We start from the raw sequence: 21187 nt of genomic DNA on the forward strand, positions 1-21187 counted from the left end.
CCGTTCGGATGGATGGACGGCGGGTGGATGGGACGGTCGCCGGATCATTCCGGTCTCCGTTCGACGGTGGTCGAGGCGTCGACGGCGCTCTCCAGTTCCTGCAGCCGACGGGCCAGGTCGATCAGCGACGGATCGTCGGTGGGCGAGGGTCCGGCGAGCAGGTCGTGCAGAGTCCCGCGCGGGATCCGGAGCCGGTCCGATGCGGCATCCGCTATCTCCTCCGCCGTCGCGTTCACGGCGAGTCCGAGTCGGCGCGCCAACCTGCGCCTGCTCCCGTCGCGGATGGCCTCCGACGCATGCGCGGCGTCCCCCGCTTTCGCCGTCAGACGGGCGCGCCCGTGCATCGTCTCCGACGCGCGGACGGTCACGGGGAGGGTCTCGGCGACGAGCGGGCCGAAGCGCTGGCCTCGCCATAGCGCGGCCGCGAGCCCGGCGATCATCAGCAGCAGGATCGCGGGCGTCACCCAGCCCGGAGTGAGCGAACCCAGGCTGTCCGGCATCTCGCCTTCGATGTCCGTGTCGCCGAAGCTCGGGATGTACCAGACGACGCGGTCGGTCTGGCCGAGAAGGGCGAGTCCGAGTGCAGCGTTGCCGTCGTCCGCGAGGTAGGCGTTGCTGAACAGGCGGGCGCCTTCGACGACGATGCGAGTCGTACCGTCGTCCTCGTCGACGAGCACGGCAGAGGCGTCTTCGGTGCCGAAGCATCCTTCGACGCCGTCAGCCGGGGCGAACATCCGGTCGGGACGGATCGTGCCGACGTCGGCGAACTCCGGGATGGAGCAGTCGGCCTCCACCGGACTCGGGTTCGCTGCGGCGTTGTCGCCCGCGCGCAGGAGGGTGAGAAGGTGCGTGCTGCTGGAGAGGAAGACGACCCGGTCGGCAGGGGCGATCAGCTCGGTGATCCCGTCGTCGGTCAGGGTGTACGGGTTCGCCATGACGAGTGTGGAGTTCTCGTCGAGTGCTGCCCGGGCCTCGGCGCGGGAGCGGAAGACCGAGACCTCGACCCCTTGCTCCTCGAGGATCTGGGCGAGCGCCATCGCCCCGGAGTCGCTGACGCTCTCAGGATCGAGCGAGCCTCGTTGATCGGGCATGCGGACGGCGACCTGGGTTGCCACGAACACGCCGCCGAGCACGAGCGCGGCGACGATCGCCCACCCGAGAAGAGACTTCAGGCGTCGCCCGCGTGGGGCACGCTCTGCCGTGGATGCCGGTGCATCGCGCTGCTCGATGACGGTCACGCGTTCGCCGTCTCCGGTCGCAGGGCACTCAGACGATCATCGGTCGCGGCGAGCTCGGCATAACTCGACTCGGTAGCGGGGCGCCGCAGATAGCGCACGTCGTCGAATGAGACCGCCGCATCACGGACGGGCGTCGTCTCAGCGGGGAACACGACGGCGACCACTCGGGCGATCGCCTGTGCGGTCGCGCCGGGGGAGGGATCGATGAGGTCTCGCTCCAGAAGCCCTCTGGCGAGCGCTCGGAAGCGCAGGATCGTGGCCTCATCCCAGTCGCCTGCGCGCGCGCAGCGATCGGCGTCGGCGCGCAGCTGCGTCGCGGATCGGTCATCGTCGGCGCCGAGGAGGTCACCTCGTGCGCGCCGGATCGACTGCGCACGTCGCGGGCGTCCCCAGATGATGAGCGCGGCGACGAGCGCTCCGAAGACGATGATGCACACGATGATCAATGCGGAGGGACCGACGTTCGCGCTGTTGTCGGAGTTGAACAGATCGGCGAGGAATCGTCCGATGTCGCGCGCGAGCATGTCGAACCACGTCGGCTTCGCATCGGCGTAGCGCGGGTCGGCGAGTTCCTGCTCCGCCCACTTCCGTGCTTCCTCCCCGTCAGGGATGAGCACGTCGTCGAGAGGACGGATCATGCCGACCCTTCGCCGCCCGCACCGGGCGCGGCCCACGTCGAGTCATCGGACTCGGCAGGGCGCGTTGCGGGCGGGGAGTATGGGGGCGGAGGCGTGAATGCGGCCTGCACCTGGGGCGCGGCCGGTGGCTGGGATGCTGCCGGCCGCTGAGCATAGGGCGGCAGGGGAGCGGGCTGCTGCGGGGCGGGAGCTGGCTGTCCCTGGTACGGCTGCCCCTGGTACGGCTGTCCCTGGTACTGCGGTGCGGCAGGCGGCTGTCCCTGGTACGGCTGTCCCTGGTACGGCGGCGCTGCGGGGTACTGCCCCGGATACGGCTGTCCTGGGTACTGCTGGGCCGGGTACGACTGCATCTCGTAGCCCGTCGTCATCATCGCCCACTCCGGGACCTGCTGCGGCGGCGGGGCGCTCGACACAGCGCGCTCGGGGTCGACGATGAACGGGTCGCCGAGCTGCTCGTCGGTCCATCCGAGGTCGCGACGCTCGACATGACTGATGAGCGACTGGTCGAGGCCCTCGTAGCGCATCCGACTGTCGAGGTACACGAGAGTGCCCGCGCTGCTCTGCACGACGAGGGTGATGGCCTGCAGCACGAGAAGCAGGATCTGCGGCGCGAGGAGGGCGAAGACGAACGCCATGATCCCTGCGGTGTCGGACGAGCCCGTCGGCGCGATCACCGAACCGAGCATCGAGCCGACCAGCGAGACGGGCAGGTTCACCACCTGCATCGCGACACCCATGATGGCGCCGATGAGGAACGTGACGCCCCAGGCCACCCAGAACCGGCCTCGCGTCAGGCGCCACGACCGCACGAGCGCGTCGCGGAACTTCGCCCTCTCGAGAACGAGGATCGACGGGACGAGGAGCAGCTTCGTCGTCAGCCAGACGACGAGCGGGATGGTCGCCAGTACGAGCAGCACGACGAGGATCACGATCCCGCCTATGGCCTCGGCTGAGGCTCCGAGCCCGCCGGCGATGAAGCCGGCGATCACGAGGAAGACGATCACGATGATGCCGAAGATGAAGATGATCGAGAGCGAGGCGAATCCGGCCAAGCGCCAGAACGACGGGATCATCTTGCGCCAGAGAGTCCCGAGGGTGGCCTTCACCCCGATCGCTGCGAAGCCGATCTCGGCCGCGACGACGCCCTGCATCAGCGCGGTGAACGCGATGGATGCCAGGCCCACCGCGATGCCGGCCACGATGTTCATCGCGATGGTGCCGGCGAAGATGGCCTCGAAGTCCGGCGAAGCGGCAGACAGCGATTCGAGTCGCGTGAACGTCGTGACGAACACGAAACCCATCACCGTCGCACTGAGCACCACCACGGCCAGCTGGATCACGACGCCGAAACCGAAGAGCACCTTGGGGTTGTGACGCAGCGCCGCGAACGACCTCGTCAACAGCATCCCGAACGTCATGGGATGCAGGGGGATGATGCCCTTCTTGGGGGCAGGGGTCCACGTCTGGCCGCTCACCGGCACTCCCTCCGTCGTGCGCTCCCATCGTGTCACAACACCGGTCGGGCGCGTAGACATGAGGGTCGTGGTACTGAGTGCCATAAGGTAACAGTTATGACCTCACGCATTCTTGTGGTCGACGACGACACCGCGCTCGCCGAGATGATCGGCATCGTGCTGCGCACGGAGGGCTTCGAGCCGGTGTTCTGCGCCGACGGCGCACGGGCCGTCGAGGAGTGGCGCACGCAGCGTCCCGATCTCGTGCTGCTCGACCTGATGCTCCCGGGCATGGACGGAATCGAGATCTGCGCGCGGATCCGTGCCGAGTCGGGAGTCCCCGTCATCATGCTCACCGCCCGCAGCGACACCGCCGATGTCGTCCGCGGCCTCGAGGTGGGGGCGGACGACTACATCGTCAAGCCCTTCAACCCGAAGGAGCTCGTCGCCCGCATCCGCACCCGACTGCGCCCCTCGCCTCAGACGGTGGGGGAACAGCTCCGTGTCGGTGACCTCACCGTCGACGTCGATGCGCATGAGGTGCGAAGGGGCACGGCTCCCATCGCTCTCACGCCCCTCGAGTTCCAGCTGCTCGTCGCCCTCGCCTCGAAGCCGCAGCAGGTGTTCTCGCGGGAGATGCTGCTCGAGCAGGTCTGGGGCTACCACTACAAGGCGGACACCCGCCTGGTGAACGTGCATGTCCAACGCCTCCGTGCGAAGGTCGAGCTCGACCCGGACAACCCCAAGATCGTCATGACGGTGCGTGGCGTCGGCTACCGTGCCGGGAGCGCGGGCTAAAGCGCCATGGCCGCCACCGCAGCGACCACCACGGCGGTCGCTGTCATCCGCGACTGGCGCGGTTGGCCCACCGTCACCCGGGCCCTGTGGCGACGGTCCCTGCGGTTCCGGACGCTGACGATCACGCTGCTGCTCACCTCGACCGCGATCCTGATCACCTGCGTGACGATGGCGCTCGTCATTCAGAACGACCTGTTCGAATCGCGCAAGAACGAGGCGCTGGAAGATGCGGCGCGTTCGGTGAATCAGGCGCAGACGACGCTCGATGCCACAGCCCTCGGTGACGACCCCGCAGCACTTCGCGAGCTGTGGGACAGCGTGCAGGAAGACCTGGGGCGCAACTCCACAGCGGAGGGGTTGGCCGGATTCCGGGTCGACGGCGGCGCGGCCCCCGTCTCGCTGAACGGCTTCACCGCGGGCCTCAGCGCCAACAGCATCAGCCCCGCCCTCCGGAACCGGGTGGTCAAGTTCGACGACTGGCAATCCTGGCAGTCCGCGTCGCTCGACGTCGACGGCAGAACGGTGCCCGGCGTCATCGTCGGACAGCAGCTGCAGGTGCCCGAAGCAGGCCCGTTCGAGGTGTACTTCGCATACGACCTCGCCGATGCCGACAACACCCTCACCTTCGTGCAGCGGACGCTCTGGATAGCCGGCATCGGGCTCGTCGCGATCGTCGCCGCGATCTCGTTCGTCGTGCTGCGCACCGTCTCGACCCCGATCGTCGAGGCAGCGGAGACCAGTGCCCGCCTGGCGTCGGGTGATCTCGCCGTGCGTATCGACGTGCACGGCGAAGACGAGATCGCCACGCTCGGGCGTTCCTTCAACGCCATGGCAGACAGCATCGAGTCCCAGATCAAGGAGCTCGGCGAACTCTCGCTCGTGCAGCAGCGGTTCGTCTCCGATGTCTCGCACGAGCTGAGGACGCCCCTCACCACCATCCGGCTCGCGGCCGACATGTTGAATGATCAGCGGGGGGAGTTCGACCCGACCACCGCACGGACCACGGAGCTCCTGCACGCTCAGGTGCAGCGGTTCGAGACTCTCCTGTCCGATCTGCTCGAGATCAGCCGTTACGATGCCGGGTCCGTGCAACTCGAGCTCGAGGCGACGAGCCTCGCTCACCTCGCCGAGGACATCATCGAGCAGATGCAGCCGCTCGCCGACGGGCGGGGCAGCGAACTGCGCCTCGTCGCGCCCGGCGGATACTCTCCTGTCGATATGGATCCACGGCGGGTGAGGCGGGTCCTCCGCAACCTGATCGGAAACGCGATCGAGCATGGCGAGGGGCGCCCCATAATCGTGACAGTGGACAGCAATCAGCACTCGGTGGCTGCGGGCGTCCGCGACTTCGGACTCGGGATGGACCCGGCGGATGCCGAGCGCGTGTTCGACCGGTTCTGGCGAGCCGACCCGTCACGCCAACGCACGATCGGAGGCACCGGTCTCGGGCTCTCCATCGCCCTCGGCGACGCGACCCTGCACGGCGGCACGCTCGGTGTGTGGTCGGAGCTCGGCGTCGGCACCAACTTCGTGCTCACCCTCCCGCGCCGCGGCGATGCCTCGGACGGACCGTCGCCGATCCCCCTCGAGCCGCAGGAGTCGCTGGGCGAGATCGGCGATGCGACGCAGCCCATCCAGCTCGCCGATCTTCCGGCCGAGCTGTTCGACCGAGGGAGCCTCGAATGATCTCGCGGACTCGACGCGCACTGCGCGGGGTGGCCGTCGCCACGGCCGCGCTGCTCCTGTCGGCCTGCTCGGGGCTTCCGACGACGGGCGACGTGCAACCGGGGCTCGCACTCGGAGCATCGCCCGAGGACCAGGATTTCCTCCCGCTCGCCTCCGGGCCCGCTGAGGGGGCAGGACCCGCGGCGATCGTCGAGGGCTTCATGGAGGCTGCGATCACGCCGGCCGACAACTGGGACACCGCACGCAAGTTCCTCACCCCGGATCTCGCATCGACCTGGCGCCCGAACACCGGGGTCTCGATCGACATCAGCGGCGCGACCCGCTCTTTCACCGCGAGCGTCGACGACGATGTGGATGCCCGAGACGGGGACTCGGCCGAGGTGAGGGTCAGATTCGACCAGGTGGCGAGCGTCGACGCGACCGGAGCCTACTCCGAGGCCTTCGGGGCATCGAACTCCGCATTCGTCGTCGTGTTCGATGATGGGCAATGGCGCATCGCGGAAGCTCCCGATGGCGTCGTGATCGACGAGTCCCGGTTCTCCCGGGTCTACGACGATTACGCGCTGCAGTATTACGACCAGACCTGGGAGCGACTGGTGCCGGACGTGCGGTGGTTCCCGCGACGCGCCACGGTCGCGACCACGATCGCGCAGTCGCTGATCGGCGGGGCACCGAGCCCGTGGCTCGACCCCGCGGTCCAGAGCGCATTCCCGCAGGGTGTGCAGCTCGCGCGGGACGCCGTGCCGATCGATCCCGATCAGGTGGCCGACGTGGCGCTGAACCGCGCGGCGCTCGGGCTCGATGCGACGACGCTCGCGCGCATGCGCACGCAGCTGCAGGAGACCCTGAATGCTGCGGGAGTGCAGGTCGATCAGGTGCGCTTCAGCGTCGATGGACGCACGCTCGACGCCGGCGTCGTCAGAGTGATCGAGGATCCGGCCGACGCGGGCAGCCTCGTGTTGAAAGACGGGGAGTTCGGCGCGCTCGTCGGCAGCGAGATCACGCCGATCCCGGGTGTGTCCGAGGAGATCCTCGGCGTCACGCAGCCCATCAGCGCGATCGATGTCGCGATCGACGGCTCGCACGCAGCGGTGCTGCTCGCCGACGGGCACGTGTACGTCACGGGCGAAGACGGGTTCAACGAGCTCGACGCCAGGGCGTCGCTGATCCGCCCGTCCATGGATCCGTACGACTACACGTGGTCCGTGCCGTCGAACGCGCCGTCGGCGCTCCAGGCGATCGGCAGCGACGTGTCTCCGCATTCGATCGCGGGTGCATGGCCGGATGCATCGTCCGTCTCCGCAGTGCGCGTCTCGGCCGACGGCGCTCGCATCGCAGCGGTCGTCGTCATCGGAGGCGAGCGCTGGGTGGTCGTGTCCGCGATCGTCAGAGACGAGGCGGGGGTGCCGACCGAGCTCGGTCCCGCAGAACCTCTGGCGCAGCTCGACGCCGGTGTCAGCGGGCTCGTCTGGCTGGGCGCCGACCGTCTCGGCCTGCTGACGGACCCCGATGATCGGATGGTCCTCACTCAGATCGTGGGAGGGCCCGGTGCATCCGAGGTCGCCCCGACCGGGGCCGTGTCGATCGCGGGATCCCGTGCTCCGGCGGGCGTGCGAGTGCTCAGCGTCGACGGCGGGGTGTTCGCGCGGAGCGGCTCCGCATGGAGCGAGTCGATCGACGGGGTCACGCTGCTGGCGACCCGGGCGGGTCACTGAGTCTTCTGCACCGTCTGGCTCTTCTGCACGGTCTGCCTCTTCTGCACTGTTCGCCGAAGTAGGCGGATGCTGACAGCGCCCGGGCCGCAGCGCGGTGGAGGGCTCTGCAGCGTCCGTGTGTCGACAGGATCGACGGATGTGCTCGCTCGCTTCCTTCCACGGCGTCGGCGCGGAGTTGCTGGCCCTCCTGCTCGCGGCGACGTGCGCGGGCTGCGACGAGCCGGAGACGATGCTGTGCGCGTCGTGCCGTGATGCGATCCGGCCGGCACAGCGAGAGTGGATCTCGCCCGGCGGCCTGCGGGTTCGGGTCGCGATGGCTTTCGATTCGGTCGCAGCCAGATGCATCCGCCGGCTGAAGGACGACGGCGAGACGATGCTCGCCCGTCCGCTGGGGGAGTCGCTCGGTGCGGTGCTGCGCGGAGTGCTGGCGGAGTCGCCGCGCGAGTCCGTCATCGTGCCCGTGCCGACGATGCGTGGTGCCTACCGAAGGCGTGGCTACCGGGTGCCCGACCTCCTGATCCGGCGGGCAGGAGCCGTACCTCGCAGCCTGGTGAGCACGCGCGGTCGGCGCACGGATCAGCGGGGGCTCGACGTCGCTGACAGGGCGAAGAACGTTCGAGGCACCATGCATGTGCGGCGGGCGGGTCACGGGCGAGCCGTCGTGCTCGTCGACGACGTCGTCACAACGGGGGCGACCTTCGACGAGGCCGCGCGTGCGCTCCGCGACGCCGGCTACGACGTCGTCGCGGCGGTCGCTCTGGCGGCCACGCCACGTCACAGCGAACGGATCGCGAACGCATCGGGGACACGCAGGAAATGACCCGTGACATCCGACCTCAGGCCGACTACCGTTGGGGGTCACAAGGCGACCACGGTCCGCCCTTGGCCGGGAGGACCGGGACAAGGAGGCAGCAATGGAAACGAGCATCGTTGGCGTCGGGGTGGGTATCACCGACCGATTCCGCACCGTTGTCGAGGAGAAGATCGCCAAGATCCAGACGTTCGCGTCGCGGGCGCAACGACTGGACGTCAAGGTCACCCATCGGGTGTATCGAAACGGGCATGTGCCTGATGAGACGGTCGAGCTGACTCTGGTCAGCAAGGGGCCGGTCGTCCGGGCAGAGGCCACCGACGGCGACAAGTTCGTCGCCCTCGACCTCGCGGTCGACAAGATGGCCGAGCAGCTGCGCCGGGCCAAGGAGAAGCGAGTCGACGGCCGACAGCATCCCCGCGGGGCGCACTTCGAGAAGGAGAGCGGAGCGCTGGAGGGCATCGACGTCCAGCCGGCCTCCGTCGACGTGCTTCGCGCAGTCGCGACGGGCGCAGTGCCCATCCAGAACGACGAGGACGAGGTCTACTCGCCCGTCGTCATCCGCACCAAGAACTTCGGTGCCGAGTGGATGACCGTCGAAGAGGCGGTCGACCGGATGGAACTCGTCGGACACGACTTCTTCCTGTTCGTCGACGTGCGCACCGACCACCCGAGCGTCGTCTACCGGCGCAAGGGCTGGGACTACGGAGTGATCGCTCTCGAGACGACGGCGCCGCCGTCCGAGGCTCTCGCCTCCTGAGACTGACATGCGAGAACGGCCCGGCTCCCGAAGGAGCCGGGCCGTTCTCGCGTCTGCGCCGTGCGCGTCAGTCGAAGATGCCGTCCAGGATGCTGCCGATCACAAGGCCGCCGAGGATGCCCGAGGCGATGTCGCCACCGCCGCCTCGTCGGCCGCCACCGCTCCAGCCGCCGCCACCCCACCCGTCGCCTCCGCCACCCCAGCCCTGGTCCTGCGGGCGGGACGAGTCGATGTCCCGCTGCGCGAGCTGGAGCGCCTCAGCGGCGAGGTGCGCGACGCGTCGGGCGCTCGCGAGTGCCTCGTCGCGGGTCTCCTCGGCGGGCAGCAGGTCGGAGAGATCCACGCGAAGACGCTCGGCCTCGGCGAGGCGGGTGCGGGCGTCCGCACCGATCCACCCGCGATGCCCGGCGATGAGTCCGCGGGCGACACCCAGTTGGCGGTCTGCGTCGTCGATGGCATGCTGCACCTGCTGAACACTGGGAAGCGGGTGCTCAGCGCGGTGCCGCGCCGTGGCGATCGCATCGTCGAGGGCGGTGTTCGCCTCGCGGAGCTGCGACAGCTCGGCGAACGGGTCACCGGGGGACCCGGCGGGGGAGAGGGCGCTGAGAGCGTCCTGCAGGGCGGTCACCGCGGTGGCGACGGCGGGGGTCTGCGGCGCTGTGCGCGCGGCGATCAGATCGCTGCGCGAGTCGGCGACGACCTCGGCGAGTGTCGACTCCGCACGCAGCGCCTCGATCTCGAAGTCCTCGACCGCGTCGAGCAGTGCGGATGCGCGCCGAGTCGCTTCGGTCGCCGTCTCGAGCGCGACGTTGGCCTCCTCGTTCTGCTTGGCCGCTCGGCGTCGCTCGGAGACTGCGGCGCCGTGTGTGGCGAAAGCGATGAGCTGCTCGGCTTCGGCGGCGCTGGCGGTGATCTGATGCATCGCCGAGTCCGCGTAGCGCGCGGAGAGACGGGCGACCGTCTCGTTCGTGTGAGGGATGCGCGAGCTCAGCTCGGCGGCGTCCTTGCGCACCTGGGCGATGACCTCCGGCGCACGGCGGACCTTCGCGACGGAGGCGGCGAGGTCGGTCGTCTTCTCGTCGAGCAGATCCTGCGCCCAGTCGCAGAGCTGGACGATGCGTGCGTTGCGGGCACGCAGCTCCTCCGCGGTGTCAGGGATCTCGTCGTGATTGAGCTGGTGCATCTGGAACGCCTCGCGCAGATGCGTGCGCACCGCGCTCAGTGCCTTCTTCAAGTCTCCGGTGAGCTGCCCTCCGAGCTCGGCCTCAGCGAACGCCAGCTCATCGGAGGTGCTTCGGATCCGCTCGTCGGCTGCGACGAGCGCCTGCTCGGCACGACGCGCCAGATCGGCATCCTGTGCGGCCAGTTCTTCCTGCTCGCGCTTGCGTCTGCCCCATATTCCAGCCATAGGACTGATCCTAGTTTCCCGAACGAGAGCGCTGGCTGTGCATCCGCTCCAGGCGAACGTCGATCAGACGAGGGCGGCGACGGATGGACGCGCCGGTCGCCCGCGTTTGGGGCGGTCGGATGTCAGTTCGAGCGCGAGCGCGTGCTCAGGATGCGCGGCGAGCCGATCGCGCACGTGATCGAGCCAGCGCAGCTCGGCATCGGCCGCGAAGATCATCGAATCGACGACGAGCGACCAGGCGAGGCCTTCAGGTGTGCGGTCCTCCCGTGAATCTCTGACTTCGCGGAGTGTCCCGAGATGACGTCGAGAGGCCCCGCGCTGCGTTGCGATCACGTCCGTGGCATCCGCGCCGGGAAGCGTCGCCGCGACGGCCAGCTTGATCGCGAGCTCGTCCCTGGTCGCCAGACCCCGCTCCACGGGTGCCGCGAGCCATCGGTCGACCTCGGTCATCCCGGCCTCGGTGATCTCCCAGTAGACGTGTCCCTGTGCATCAGCGTCGCCACGGTCCACGAGCCCGTCGCGTTCGAGACGCTCGAGCGTGTTGTAGATCTGTCCGACGTTGAGCGGCCAGACCGACCCCGTGCGCCGATCGAACTCATGCCGCAGCTGATAGCCGTAACAGGGACCCTGAGCGAGGATCGCGAGCAGGCTCTGGCGTACCGACATGTGTACCTCCGTGTGTCGTGGATCAATATATACATACTCGGAAACGCGAAGCGGGTGCGCCATGCAGACCACGTGCAGGTCACGGACAGGTAACATGGCAAAGTATGCCTGGCATGCGCCCGACCAGCGGCGCCGCCGGAACCATCGACAGGGAGATGACATCTGTGGCCAATCCTCTTGAGAAGCTGCTGCGCGCGGGTGAAGGGCGGGTCATCCGTCGTCTGAACCAGGTCGTGAAGGCCGTCAACGCGCTGGAAGAGGACATCTCCAAGCTCACCGACGACGAGCTGCGCAACGAGACCGTCGAGCTGCGCGAGCGCTTCGCCAAAGGCGAGTCCCTCGATCAGCTGATGCCCGAGGCCTTCGCCGCGGTCCGCGAGGCCGCCAAGCGCACGCTCGGCATGCGCGCGTACGACGTGCAGATCATGGGTGGTGCTGCTCTCCACCTCGGCAACATCGCCGAGATGAAGACCGGTGAGGGAAAGACGCTCGTCGCGACCTTCCCGGCGTACCTCAACGCGATCGCGGGGGAGGGCGTCCATGTCATCACCGTCAACGACTTCCTCGCCAGCTACCAGGCCGAGCTCATGGGCCGCGTGTACCGCGCCCTGGGCATGTCGACGGGCATCATCGTGTCCGGCCAGACTCCGGCCGTGCGCCGGGAGCAGTACGCGGCGGACATCACCTACGGCACGAACAACGAGTTCGGCTTCGACTACCTCCGCGACAACATGGCGTGGCGCAAGGACGACCTCGTCCAGCGCGAGCACTACTTCGCGATCGTCGACGAGGTCGACTCGATCCTCATCGACGAGGCGCGTACGCCGCTCATCATCTCCGGCCCGTCATCGGGTGAGGCCAACCGCTGGTTCGCCGAGTTCGCGAAGATCGCGCGCACTCTCGAGGCCGGAGTCGACTACGAGGTCGACGAGAAGAAGCGCACGGTCGGCGTGCTCGAGCCGGGTATCGAGAAGGTAGAGGACTACCTCGGAATCGACAACCTCTACGAGTCGGCGAACACCCCTTTGATCTCGTTCCTCAACAACTCGATCAAGGCCCTGGCGCTGTTCAAGAAGGACACCGACTACGTCGTCATGAACGACGAGGTCATGATCGTCGACGAACACACCGGTCGCATCCTCGTCGGACGCCGCTACAACGAAGGCATCCACCAGGCGATCGAGGCGAAGGAAGCCGTGCCCGTCAAGGCCGAGAATCAGACGCTCGCCACGGTCACGCTGCAGAACTACTTCCGCCTGTACGACAAGCTGGCCGGCATGACGGGTACCGCCGAGACCGAGGCGGCCGAGTTCATGTCGACCTACAAGCTCGGGGTGATCCCGATCCCGACGAACCGGCCGATGGTCCGCAAGGACCAGTCGGACCTCGTCTACAAGAACGAGACCGCCAAGTTCGCCCAGGTCGTCGAGGACATCGCCGAGCGCCACTCGAAGGGGCAGCCGGTCCTCGTGGGCACGGTGAGCGTCGAGAAGAGCGAGTACCTCTCGCGACTCCTCGCCAAGAAGGGCGTCAAGCACGAGGTCCTCAACGCGAAGAACCACGCGCGCGAGGCTGAGATCGTGGCTCGCGCGGGTCGCCTCGGTGCCGTGACCGTGGCGACGAACATGGCCGGTCGTGGAACCGACATCATGCTCGGCGGAAACGCCGAGTTCCTCGCCGTGCAGGAGCTCAAGGGCAAGGGGCTCGACCCCGTCGAGACGCCTGAAGAATACGAGATCGCGTGGGATGAGACGTACGAGGCCATGAAGGCCGTCGTCACCGAGGAGGCCGAGAAGGTCATCGAGGCCGGCGGGCTGTACGTGCTCGGCACCGAGCGCCACGAGTCGCGTCGCATCGACAACCAGCTGCGCGGTCGCTCCGGCCGTCAGGGAGACCCCGGCGAGAGCCGCTTCTACCTGAGCCTCACCGACGATCTGATGCGGCTGTTCCAGTCGGGAGCCGCCGAGGCGATCCTCGCGCGCACCAACTTCCCCGACGACGTCCCGATCGAATCCGGTCTCGTCTCGCGCGCAATCCGCAGTGCGCAGTCGCAGGTAGAGTCCCGCAACGCGGAGATGCGCAAGAACGTCCTCAAGTACGACGACGTCCTGAACCGCCAGCGTGAGGCGATCTACGCCGACCGCCGTCACATCCTTCAGGGCGACGACATCGCCGACCGTGTCCAGCACTTCATCGAGGATGCCATCAGTGGGGTCGTCCGCGACCACACCGGCGAGGGGCACAACGAGAGCTGGGACTTCGATGCGCTGTGGACCGAGCTCAAGACGCTCTATCCCGTCAGCGTGACGATCGACGAGGTCGTCTCCGAGGCCGCTGGCCGCAAGGGCGGGATCACTGCCGACGGCCTGACCCGCGAGCTGCTCTCCGATGCGAAGATCGCCTACGAGACCCGCGAGGAGTCGCTCGGTGACGCGGCCACCCGTGAGCTCGAGCGTCGAGTCGTGCTGCAGGTCCTCGACCGTCGCTGGCGCGACCACCTCTACGAGATGGACTACCTCAAGGACGGCATCGGCCTGCGTGCCATGGCACAGCGCGATCCGCTCATCGAGTATCAGCGCGAGGGCTACGCGATGTTCCAGTCGATGATGGGCCAGATCAAGGAGGAGTCGGTCGGCTACCTCTACAACCTCGAGGTCGAGGTCCGTCGTGCAGGCGACGCGCAGACCGCAGAGGTCGAGGCCAAGGGGCTGGCGGACGGCGGAGGAGAGCAGCGTCTCGAGTACTCTGCGGCGAACGACGCCGGCGAGGTCGAGGTCCGAGACGATCGAGGCCGGGTTCAGCAGGCCGCGACCGACAAGCTGCGTCAGGCCGCCGCCGCTCGACAGGCGCCGACCGAGGCAGCCGAGCCCGCGCAGGAGGCCGCCCGTGGTGCTTTCGGTCAGCGCACCGAGGCCCCCGCGCCGGCAGCGGGGAACCGCGAACAGCGCCGCGCTCAGGGCAAGAAGAAGAAGTAGGCGCGACGCGTCGAGAGGGGCCGGATCCGAGTGGATCCGGCCCCTCTTCCTGTCGCTGTAGGCTTGCGCAATGAGACCAACGCGCCACTTCGACCAGTCGTCGAAGCTCAAGAACGTCCTGTACGAGATCCGTGGAAACACGCTCGTCGAGGCGGCGCGGCTCGAGGCAGAAGGCCACCGGATCCTCAAGCTCAACACGGGGAACCCCGCGATCTTCGGGTTCGAGGCGCCCCACCAGATCGTGCACGACATGCTCGCCGCGCTCCCCACTGCGCACGGGTACAGCGACAGCAAAGGCATCATCTCCGCTCGTCGTGCCGTCGTCAGCAGGTACGAGGAGATCGAGGGATTCCCGCGCTTCGACCCCGAGGACGTCTTTCTCGGAAACGGGGTGTCCGAGCTCATCACAATGACGATGCAGGCGCTTCTGGACGAGGGCGACGAAGTGCTGATCCCCGCACCCGACTACCCGCTGTGGACTGCCATGACGAGCCTCGCCGACGGCACCCCGGTGCATTACCTGTGCGATGAGGACAACGGCTGGCAGCCCGATCTCGAAGACATCCGCTCGAAGATCACCCCGCGGACCAAGGCGCTCGTGATCATCAACCCCAATAACCCGACGGGCGTCGTGTACTCACGTGAGGTGCTCGAGGGGATGGTGCAGATCGCGCGAGAGAACCAGCTGCTGCTTCTCTCGGATGAGATCTACGATCGGATCCTGTTCGACGGCGCCATGCACATCCCGACGGCGACACTGGCCCCCGACCTGCTGTGCTTGACCTTCAACGGGCTCTCGAAGACCTATCGCGTCGCCGGGTACCGTTCCGGTTGGGTCGTGATCACCGGGCCGCAGTCGCACGCGAAGGGGTTCCTCGAGGGGATCAATCTTCTCGCCTCGACTCGTCTGTGCCCCAATGTGCCTGCGCAGTACGCCGTGCAGGCAGCGCTCGGAGGGGTGCAGTCGATCGACTCGCTCATCGCTCCGACCGGTCGTCTGCATGAACAGCGCGACATCGCCTGGGAAGGGCTCGAGTCGATTCCCGGCGTGTCCTGCGTCAAACCGGAGGGCGCGCTCTACGCGTTCCCTCGTCTCGATCCGAACGTGCACGAGATCAGGGACGACGCGAAGCTCGTCTACGACCTGCTCGTCTCGGAGCACATCCTGCTGGTGCAGGGGACAGGGTTCAACTGGCCGACCCCCGATCACCTCAGACTCGTCACTCTTCCCGAGCCACGCGTGCTCGCAGAAGCCGTCGAGCGCCTCGGGAACTTCCTCTCGAGCTATCGGCAGTAGCGGTCTCCGACGCCACCGGGGTGCGCGCAGACGCGAAACGTCGCACCCCGGCGACGAGGCTGGAACGCGGCGTGAGGTCTGCCATCGGCTGCGCATGGAGCAGGGCGGCATCGGCGGCGCGCTGATCGAAGGGCAGGAACGTGACCTCGGTGATCCCGGCGAACCGTTCGAGGGTGCGTCGGACCTGTCCACGAGCATCGATGCCGAGGGGGCCAGGGCGCACCCGGTTGACCATGACCCTGATCGGCGTCGGTGAGGTGAGGCGGCGCAACTCGGAGTATTCCCGGATGAATCGGCTGATGCCGAGCGGGTCGGCCGCCGCGACGGCGATTATCTCGTCGGCCTCCTGCAGCGCGGCGACGGTCGCGGCGTGCCTGCGTGGGCCCGTGAGGTCGTACGTGGCCTCGTCGTCGGCGTCGAAAGCGCTCGACACATCGACGACGGTCTCCTCGGCCCAGACACGGCAGGCGCGCAATGTTGCCTGCAGGCGCTGAGCGCCGAGCTCTGGCCAGCGCCCCGGGCGGTTGATGCCGCCGAGCACCTCGATCTCACCCGCGCTCGTTGCGAGGATGCTCGCCAGGCGGGTGAGCTCTGCGGAGTCCAGGGCGCCCAGATCGGCACGTCTGCAGGCGGCCGCGACACCGGGAGCATCGTCGGCGAGGCCCAGGAGCAGCGCGAGTGACGGCGCCACGGTGTCAGCATCCACCAGAGCGGTCCGTCGGCCGATCCGGGTGAGTTCGACGGCGAGCTGGATCGCTATGGTCGAGCGCCCGGGCGCCCCTGACGGCCCCCAGACGACGGATACGCGATGCGGGGCGGAATGAGCGCCGACGGCGGCATCAGGGACCTCGGCGGCCAGCACTCCCGCGACCTCCCATCCGCTCGCATCCGCCGGCAACGCGGCAGCGAGGCCGAAGCGGGCGAGCGCCCTGCTGTCTCCGTCTCCGAGCGAAACTATTCGAACCCCCGCCCGATCGCACGCCGCGACCAGGTCGGGGGTCAGTACGGCGCGAGTTGCCGCGACGATCACGGCATCGACGCCGCTCGGAAGCGGCAGGAGCCCGCTCGGCGGGACGACGGAGACCACCTGCACGCCCTCGATCTCGAGTTCGGCGGCCAGGTCCGTCGCGCGTGACTCGGTGATCGCCACGACGACCGAGGTCATGGGCGCGCCCCTATCGGGACCACCGACAGCACGGATCCCCCTGTGATCGCTCCGAGCACCTCTGCCACCTCAGCGCGATCGACGACGACCTCCACCATGGTGGCGTCGGTGGCGAGCATTCCGTCGGTCCGGGTGACCGATGCGACGATGGCCTCCGATACGAGGATGCGTGGGGTGGCTTGAGCGTTGTTCTCGTCGCCGGCGGGACGCGCGTGCCACAGCTCGACGACGCTGCCCGTGGCGACGTCTGCAGGGACGCCGGTGCTGCTGTCGACGACGATCGTGGTGGTTCTGCTGGCGTCCGCATCCTCTGCAGCGGTCTCGGACATGAGCTCGCCCGCGGCGACGGTGCGCGAAGCCACCTGCCCGGGATGAAGATCCTGCGGAGCGAGATACCGATCGGTGATCGCGCCGAGACCGACTTCGACGATCTGGAAGTCGCCGGAGACGAGCGCTTCACCGCGGACGATCGTGCGGTTCGCCTGAAGCACGGGTGTGGTCGCTCCCGCCGAGGAGACGACGGCCCAGACACCGCCGATCGACAGGACGACGAGCGCGATGCCGATCAGGAAACGGACATCGCCCCAGACGGCTCGACGAGTACGGGCGAACTTGTGCATGCCGACATGGTCACAGAATTCGCGCCGGCTGGTCGAGACTTATCCACAGCGCGGTCCCGGTGGTGGCGGATCCGCGCGGTGGGGGGACAATGGGAGGATGCATGACTCGTCCCCGACCGCGCAGCGCTACCTCGCGCCTGCGCAGGTGGCTGAGCTGCTGAGCATCGACGTGGACGAGGTCATCGAGCTCGTCTACCAAGGGCGTCTTCGTGGTTCCCAGCTCGGCTCTCCGGCACGGTGGCGGATCGAGGAGCCGAGCCTCTCGGAGTACCTCGCGGAGCAGTCCGAAGAGGCGCGACGTATGGCGCTGTGGCGCCAGGCGAACGAGGCGAGCTTTCCTGAGGTGTGGGGCACCTCACACAGTCAGGGCATGTGATCCCCGACCGTCTGCACTGACGTCACGGCTGTGAACGGGACGATGCGGAAGCCCCGCACTGCCTGCGTGGTGCGCGCTTCACCCGGATCGTGAAGGGCGATGTCCAGATGATCCGCGCCCGCCCTGTCGACGGTGCCGTGGAAGTCGGAGCCGTCGACGCTGATGATCCGGACCGGCACTCGACGACGACCGAGGTCGCGGAGGACGAATCCCAGCGACATGCGCTCTCGGAGCACCGGGGCCGCGGCTTCTGAGTCGTCGAGGCTGGCCAGCAGCAAGCCATGGTCGACGCTCAGGCCTCGGACCGCGTGCAGGGGGAGGATGCGCGTCGAGCGGGCGATGCTCGTCTCCGCCGCCTCGACGATCGTGGCCGCGACCCAGTCGGAACCCAGAGAATGCAGTCGCGCGCGAATGCGTGTGCCGCCAGGCAGATCGATGGTCGCCGGAGCAGCTGCCGCGCACAGCACCCGGAGTCGACTGCGGAGTTCGAGGCGGGAGACCCGCAAACGCTCCGACTCGGCGTCGAGCGCTGCGCGCTCGCTTTCCCATTCGGCCGCGAGCTGGCCTTCGAGGTCTTCGAACAGTCGATCCCAGTGCACGCGCCCCACCGTAAATGATGTGCACACGAGCATGTACGAGTTATCCACATAGATCACGGAATCGGCAGGATCGCTCTGTGGGTGCGTGCTCTACTTGGCGCAGTCTTCCCCGATCGAGAGTGCCACAGATGACGCTTCACGAGTATTTCGCGCCCCAGCCCACCTCGAGTGCGGAGCTTCCGGATCCGCAACCACTGCTGCGGAGTCTCACGCAGGGTGTGCTCGAGGTTCTCGCCGGGGTCAGAGAAGTCGATCAGCTCGCACGCTGGTTCAACGAAGACGCGTACCGGAGTCTGGTGACGCGTGCGAACCTGTCGGCAAGGGCGCGCAGCGCGAGGGGGGTCTCGCCTGCGCGCCCGACATTCGAGATACTGTCCATCCGCGCGACCCAGCCGGTGGATGGCAAGGTCGAGGCCGTCGTGGTCGTCGCAGGACCTGGGCGCACACGCGCGGTGGCGATCCGGTTGGAGGGACTGGACCGTCGGTGGCGGGCGACGTCGTTGGCCGTTCTCTGAGCACACGCACTCTAGGCTGGTGAGGTGTCAACCCTCAGTGATCTCGCCCATGCCCAGGGCCGTCTGACCGACAACGACGTCGAGTGGCTGCATCGTCTCGCCGGCGATGGTCAGCTCCTCGCAGACCTCTCCTCGGCCGACATCGTCGTCTGGATCCAGACGGAGGACGGCTCGTTCATCGCCGTCGCGCACGCGCGTCCGAGTGGTGCGGCGACACTGTTCTACCGCGACATCGTCGGGGAACGGGTGCGTCCGCAGTGGCGCACGCAGGTCCAGGGCGCGTTCGAGTCGGCGGAGATCGTGGACTCCTCGTCTCCGGACTGGTTCGAGGAGACGCCCACGCGTGTGCGAGCCGTGCCGATCGTCAATGAGCGTCACGGTCGAGAGCATCCGACCGTCGTCATCGGAGTGGTCACACGCCATACGAACCTCGGCGAGGCGCGCACGCCGTCGCGGCAGCAGATCACGTTCGACGAATGCGCGAACGACATCTTCCGAATGATCGCCGACGGCAGCTTCCCCGATCCGGCAGCTCCGACCTCGCCGCGCCGCGGCGCCCCTCGCGCATCCGACGGTCTGATCCGCATCGATGTCGACGGCATCACGACATTCGCGAGCCCCAATGCCCTTTCGGCATTCAATCGCATGGGATTCGACGACGAACTCGAGGGGGAGTCCCTCGCCGAGGTCACCACCCGGCTCGTGCCCCCGTCTCGTCAGGTGGACGAGTCGCTGCCGGTCGTCGTGACAGGGCGCGCCCCCTGGCGCACCGACATCGAGGCGCGAGGCGTCACGGTGTCGCTGCGCGCGATTCCCCTCAAGGATCACGGCACGCGCATCGGCGCGATCGTCCTGTGCAGGGATGTCTCGGAGCTCCGCCACCAGGAGCAGGAGCTCATCACGAAGGATGCGACGATCCGCGAGATCCACCATCGCGTGAAGAACAACCTGCAGACCGTGGCATCGCTGCTGCGCATCCAGGCTCGGCGCACGCACTCCGACGAGGCGCGCGACGCCCTGACCCAGGCCATGCGCCGCGTCGACTCGATCGCCGTCGTGCATGACACCCTGGCACAGGGGCTGACGCAGAAGGTCGACTTCGACGAGGTCTTCCACCGTGTGCTGAAGCTGGTGGCGGAGGTCGCGTCGGCTCCGAACACCCGCGCACGCACGCAGTCGACCGGACGCTTCGGGGTGCTGCCGAGCGAGTACGCGACACCGCTGGCGCTCGCGCTGACAGAGGTCGTCACGAACGCGGTCGAACACGGTCTCGCGGGGCAGGAGGGCATGGTCACGATCGATGCGCACCGCACCGAGGAGAACCTCCGGGTCACTGTGCGCGACACCGGCAAGGGTCTGCCCGAAGGGCGGATCGGCCAGGGGCTCGGAACGCAGATCATCCGGACGCTCATCCAGGGCGAGCTCAGCGGTTCCATCGAGTGGCGGGGGAGTGATGGCGGGGGCACCGAGGTCGTCATCGACATCCCGCTCCGCTGGCTGACCAAGTAGACGAGCCGGTCCACGCCACCGGGTACGAAAAAGCGGCCCGAGACGAATCGTCTCGGGCCGCTTCTCTCTGCTCAGGAAGCGCGGCGGGCGCGAGCGGCGCGGCGTTTGAGAGCGCGGCGCTCGTCTTCGGAGAGGCCGCCCCACACGCCCGAATCCTGGCTGGACTCGAGGGCGTACTGCAGGCAGATCTCAGTCACCGTGCAGGTGGCGCAGACGGTCTTCGCCTTCTCGATCTGGTCGACGGCCGGACCGGTGTTCCCGACAGGGAAGAACAGCTCGGGGTCGACAGTCAAGCAGGCGGCCTTGTCGCGCCAGTCCATGGGGGCTCCTCGGTGTGGATTGCGTAGATCATCGCGAAGCGACGACTCGGATTTCGGGTGCAGATCGGGTTCGGCTACCCTGTATGAGATACGGACGGATGCCCGCATTCTGTGATGCGAGCACGAAGCCCGCCCCACGCCGCTGTGGGAGCACATGACGCTGTCTATTCTGTTACATGAAACCGGCGAAATCAAGGGTTTCGCCGGTTCTCATTCGATTCTCAGGAGACACATCGTGCGCTCACCCGGCCTTGCTCTGGCAGCTGCGGCAGTCCTCGCGGCGGAGGGTGCCGCTCTGATCGTCTTCGCTCTGATCGAACTCGTCGGCCTCGGTGCCGGCGATGCAGCATCCCTGCCGACAGCGCTCGCGCTGATCGTGCTCACGCTGATCGGGGCCGGTGCTCTCGTGGCGTTCGCGATCGGCACTCGGTCCGGTCGCTCCTGGGCGCGTTCCGGCGGCATCGTCTTCCAAGTACTGGCGCTCGCGCTCGCGCTCGCATCGCTGACGCTCCAGCCGATCGCGTGGGTGTTCACCTTCGCGGTCGGAATCCCCGCGCTGCTGGGATTCGTTCTTCTCCTCGCGAGCACGCGCGCCGAGAATCAGCGCCCTGTCGACTGAGTACCGGTCTCAGGCCGA

The 21187-nt window shown here is 67.9% G+C and carries 20 protein-coding genes; 11 read left to right on the plus strand and 9 right to left on the minus strand.

The window, feature by feature from the left end; translation table 11 throughout:
• Positions 1-44: 44 nt before the first annotated feature.
• The 3 genes from MRBLWH13_RS04175 to MRBLWH13_RS04185 are packed head-to-tail and all read right to left on the minus strand — an operon-like array spanning position 45 to position 3351.
• On the minus strand, positions 45-1238 hold the full coding sequence (locus MRBLWH13_RS04175; protein ID WP_341957049.1) for a DUF4350 domain-containing protein: 1194 nt from the start codon (positions 1236-1238) through the stop codon (positions 45-47).
• A complete protein-coding gene (locus MRBLWH13_RS04180) occupies positions 1235-1876 on the minus strand; it encodes a DUF4129 domain-containing protein (RefSeq protein ID WP_341957050.1) in 642 nt (213 codons plus the stop codon). The genes MRBLWH13_RS04175 and MRBLWH13_RS04180 overlap by 4 nt, the downstream gene beginning before the upstream one ends.
• Positions 1873-3351, minus strand: coding sequence for a hypothetical protein (locus tag MRBLWH13_RS04185; protein ID WP_341957051.1), 1479 nt, complete (start codon positions 3349-3351; stop codon positions 1873-1875). The genes MRBLWH13_RS04180 and MRBLWH13_RS04185 overlap by 4 nt, the downstream gene beginning before the upstream one ends.
• A 96-nt stretch (positions 3352-3447) precedes the next feature.
• Between MRBLWH13_RS04185 and mtrA the strand changes: the two genes are divergently transcribed.
• The 5 genes from mtrA to raiA all read left to right on the plus strand — a co-directional run bounded on the left by mtrA (position 3448) and on the right by raiA (position 9100).
• Positions 3448-4128: an MtrAB system response regulator MtrA gene (gene mtrA, locus MRBLWH13_RS04190; protein ID WP_056308458.1), complete on the plus strand. Its 681-nt coding sequence runs from the start codon at positions 3448-3450 to the stop codon at positions 4126-4128.
• Between the two features lie 6 nt (positions 4129-4134).
• Positions 4135-5814, plus strand: a complete 1680-nt coding sequence (mtrB, locus tag MRBLWH13_RS04195) for an MtrAB system histidine kinase MtrB (protein ID WP_341957052.1) — start codon at positions 4135-4137, stop codon at positions 5812-5814.
• Entirely contained in the window at positions 5811-7529 is a 1719-nt protein-coding gene (locus MRBLWH13_RS04200) for an LpqB family beta-propeller domain-containing protein (protein ID WP_341957053.1), read from the plus strand. The genes mtrB and MRBLWH13_RS04200 overlap by 4 nt, the downstream gene beginning before the upstream one ends.
• 136 nt (positions 7530-7665) lie before the next feature.
• Complete coding sequence (locus MRBLWH13_RS04205) at positions 7666-8349, plus strand: phosphoribosyltransferase family protein (RefSeq protein ID WP_341957054.1); 684 nt, start codon at positions 7666-7668, stop codon at positions 8347-8349.
• 94 nt (positions 8350-8443) lie between these two features.
• Positions 8444-9100: a ribosome-associated translation inhibitor RaiA gene (gene raiA / locus MRBLWH13_RS04210; protein ID WP_341957055.1), complete on the plus strand. Its 657-nt coding sequence runs from the start codon at positions 8444-8446 to the stop codon at positions 9098-9100.
• A 67-nt stretch (positions 9101-9167) separates the two neighbouring features.
• Here raiA and MRBLWH13_RS04215 read toward each other — a convergent pair whose 3' ends face one another.
• Together MRBLWH13_RS04215 and MRBLWH13_RS04220 are read right to left on the minus strand one after the other, a co-directional pair.
• On the minus strand, positions 9168-10508 hold the full coding sequence (locus tag MRBLWH13_RS04215) for a hypothetical protein (protein WP_341957056.1): 1341 nt from the start codon (positions 10506-10508) through the stop codon (positions 9168-9170).
• A gap of 63 nt (positions 10509-10571) precedes the next feature.
• Positions 10572-11174 carry a PadR family transcriptional regulator gene (locus tag MRBLWH13_RS04220; protein WP_341957057.1) on the minus strand — a complete coding sequence of 201 codons (603 nt, stop codon included), beginning with the start codon at positions 11172-11174 and terminating at the stop codon, positions 10572-10574.
• 164 nt (positions 11175-11338) lie between these two features.
• Here MRBLWH13_RS04220 and secA point away from each other — a divergent pair, with 164 nt between their 5' ends.
• Together secA and MRBLWH13_RS04230 are read left to right on the plus strand one after the other, a co-directional pair.
• Positions 11339-14149, plus strand: coding sequence for a preprotein translocase subunit SecA (secA, locus tag MRBLWH13_RS04225; RefSeq protein ID WP_341958215.1), 2811 nt, complete (start codon positions 11339-11341; stop codon positions 14147-14149).
• 70 nt (positions 14150-14219) lie between these two features.
• Positions 14220-15446 carry a pyridoxal phosphate-dependent aminotransferase gene (locus tag MRBLWH13_RS04230; protein WP_341957058.1) on the plus strand — a complete coding sequence of 409 codons (1227 nt, stop codon included), beginning with the start codon at positions 14220-14222 and terminating at the stop codon, positions 15444-15446.
• On the opposite strand, the gene MRBLWH13_RS04235 is transcribed toward MRBLWH13_RS04230, so the two are convergent.
• Positions 15370-16611 carry a P-loop NTPase gene (locus MRBLWH13_RS04235; protein WP_341957059.1) on the minus strand — a complete coding sequence of 414 codons (1242 nt, stop codon included), beginning with the start codon at positions 16609-16611 and terminating at the stop codon, positions 15370-15372. The two genes, MRBLWH13_RS04230 and MRBLWH13_RS04235, sit on opposite strands and share 77 nt — an antisense overlap.
• A complete protein-coding gene (locus MRBLWH13_RS04240; RefSeq protein WP_341957060.1) occupies positions 16608-17231 on the minus strand; it encodes a hypothetical protein in 624 nt (207 codons plus the stop codon). The genes MRBLWH13_RS04235 and MRBLWH13_RS04240 overlap by 4 nt, the downstream gene beginning before the upstream one ends.
• A 97-nt stretch (positions 17232-17328) precedes the next feature.
• On the opposite strand from MRBLWH13_RS04240, the gene MRBLWH13_RS04245 reads away from it, so the two are divergent.
• Entirely contained in the window at positions 17329-17607 is a 279-nt protein-coding gene (locus MRBLWH13_RS04245) for a helix-turn-helix domain-containing protein (protein WP_056509054.1), read from the plus strand.
• Here the strand turns inward: MRBLWH13_RS04245 and MRBLWH13_RS04250 are convergent.
• Positions 17595-18263 carry a hypothetical protein gene (locus MRBLWH13_RS04250; RefSeq protein WP_341957062.1) on the minus strand — a complete coding sequence of 223 codons (669 nt, stop codon included), beginning with the start codon at positions 18261-18263 and terminating at the stop codon, positions 17595-17597. The two genes, MRBLWH13_RS04245 and MRBLWH13_RS04250, sit on opposite strands and share 13 nt — an antisense overlap.
• Before the next feature lie 71 nt (positions 18264-18334).
• On the opposite strand from MRBLWH13_RS04250, the gene MRBLWH13_RS04255 reads away from it, so the two are divergent.
• Both MRBLWH13_RS04255 and MRBLWH13_RS04260 read left to right on the plus strand, forming a co-directional pair.
• A complete protein-coding gene (locus tag MRBLWH13_RS04255; RefSeq protein WP_056509056.1) occupies positions 18335-18721 on the plus strand; it encodes an Rv3235 family protein in 387 nt (128 codons plus the stop codon).
• A gap of 24 nt (positions 18722-18745) precedes the next feature.
• Positions 18746-20230, plus strand: coding sequence for a histidine kinase N-terminal domain-containing protein (locus MRBLWH13_RS04260; protein ID WP_341957063.1), 1485 nt, complete (start codon positions 18746-18748; stop codon positions 20228-20230).
• Positions 20231-20301: 71 nt separating this feature from the next.
• Here the strand turns inward: MRBLWH13_RS04260 and MRBLWH13_RS04265 are convergent, their stop codons facing one another.
• On the minus strand, positions 20302-20550 hold the full coding sequence (locus tag MRBLWH13_RS04265; RefSeq protein WP_028503730.1) for a WhiB family transcriptional regulator: 249 nt from the start codon (positions 20548-20550) through the stop codon (positions 20302-20304).
• Positions 20551-20785: 235 nt separating this feature from the next.
• Here MRBLWH13_RS04265 and MRBLWH13_RS04270 point away from each other — a divergent pair, with 235 nt between their 5' ends.
• The gene (locus tag MRBLWH13_RS04270; protein WP_341957064.1) at positions 20786-21169 is read left to right on the plus strand and encodes a hypothetical protein; all 384 of its coding nucleotides are present in this window, start codon (positions 20786-20788) and stop codon (positions 21167-21169) included.
• Positions 21170-21187 lie beyond the last annotated feature (18 nt).

It is taken from the genome of Microbacterium sp. LWH13-1.2 (assembly GCF_038397735.1).
GTDB lineage: Bacteria > Actinomycetota > Actinomycetes > Actinomycetales > Microbacteriaceae > Microbacterium.

Bases quoted from the DNA above. Each gene is read 5' to 3' on its own strand.
- MRBLWH13_RS04180 (WP_341957050.1), bottom strand. From the start codon at position 1,876: ATGATCCGTCCTCTCGACGACGTGCTCATCCCTGACGGGGAGGAAGCA.
- mtrA (WP_056308458.1), top strand. From the start codon at position 3,448: ATGACCTCACGCATTCTTGTGGTCGACGACGACACCGCGCTCGCCGAG.
- mtrB (WP_341957052.1), top strand. From the start codon at position 4,135: ATGGCCGCCACCGCAGCGACCACCACGGCGGTCGCTGTCATCCGCGAC.
- MRBLWH13_RS04200 (WP_341957053.1), top strand. From the start codon at position 5,811: ATGATCTCGCGGACTCGACGCGCACTGCGCGGGGTGGCCGTCGCCACG.
- MRBLWH13_RS04205 (WP_341957054.1), top strand. From the start codon at position 7,666: ATGTGCTCGCTCGCTTCCTTCCACGGCGTCGGCGCGGAGTTGCTGGCC.
- raiA (WP_341957055.1), top strand. From the start codon at position 8,444: ATGGAAACGAGCATCGTTGGCGTCGGGGTGGGTATCACCGACCGATTC.
- MRBLWH13_RS04215 (WP_341957056.1), bottom strand. From the start codon at position 10,508: ATGGCTGGAATATGGGGCAGACGCAAGCGCGAGCAGGAAGAACTGGCC.
- MRBLWH13_RS04220 (WP_341957057.1), bottom strand. From the start codon at position 11,174: ATGTCGGTACGCCAGAGCCTGCTCGCGATCCTCGCTCAGGGTCCCTGT.
- MRBLWH13_RS04230 (WP_341957058.1), top strand. From the start codon at position 14,220: ATGAGACCAACGCGCCACTTCGACCAGTCGTCGAAGCTCAAGAACGTC.
- MRBLWH13_RS04235 (WP_341957059.1), bottom strand. From the start codon at position 16,611: ATGACCTCGGTCGTCGTGGCGATCACCGAGTCACGCGCGACGGACCTG.
- MRBLWH13_RS04240 (WP_341957060.1), bottom strand. From the start codon at position 17,231: ATGCACAAGTTCGCCCGTACTCGTCGAGCCGTCTGGGGCGATGTCCGT.
- MRBLWH13_RS04245 (WP_056509054.1), top strand. From the start codon at position 17,329: ATGCATGACTCGTCCCCGACCGCGCAGCGCTACCTCGCGCCTGCGCAG.
- MRBLWH13_RS04255 (WP_056509056.1), top strand. From the start codon at position 18,335: ATGACGCTTCACGAGTATTTCGCGCCCCAGCCCACCTCGAGTGCGGAG.
- MRBLWH13_RS04265 (WP_028503730.1), bottom strand. From the start codon at position 20,550: ATGGACTGGCGCGACAAGGCCGCCTGCTTGACTGTCGACCCCGAGCTG.